Below are 515 nucleotides of genomic sequence, written 5' to 3' on the forward strand. Positions count from 1 at the left end.
CGATGCCTTTCAGTACGGCGCCGCGGATCACCGCGTTCAATCCGGGGCAGTCGCCACCGCTGGTGAGGATTCCAATTTTCATGTTTCGGCTCAAATCTGCGTTACGTGGCTCCTGCTTGGGGCTGTGTCTCCTTGGCCTGGCGATCGGGCCTTGCGGCGAGAACGGCGAGGTCGTGGATGAGCTGCCGCAACTCGCGTTCCCGACCGCGCGAGGGACGGATTCGATCTGCCGGGACCTGTCCACGGGGCGGGGCGGGGATAGGAGGCATGTCCTTGGACGGCCCGACGGCTGGCGGCTCCACAGCCGAACGATAATCAGCACAGTCCGCCTGATTCATTGCGACCTCACCTCACTTACGAGTCAATCTGCTGACCCGGCATCTTCGAAATGTGTTCAGATCCAGCCGAGCCGGCCTGAGCCGTGTACTGCCCGCGGTGGTGTTTTGTGCGGGCAGTACACGGTTCGGGGTGGGGTTATGCGATGGCTTCGCGGAGTTCTTTGGCTGCCAGGGCGG

1 protein-coding gene is annotated in these 515 nt (G+C 63.1%); it reads right to left on the bottom strand.

Translation table 11 applies throughout. The annotated features are described in order from the left end of the window. The coding region (locus AC5RTT_RS20740) for a 6-phosphofructokinase (protein ID WP_494146734.1) at positions 1-82 on the bottom strand (82 nt) is incomplete at its 3' end. Positions 83-515 lie beyond the last annotated feature (433 nt).

The organism is Arthrobacter sp. Y3221157 (genome assembly GCF_059089865.1).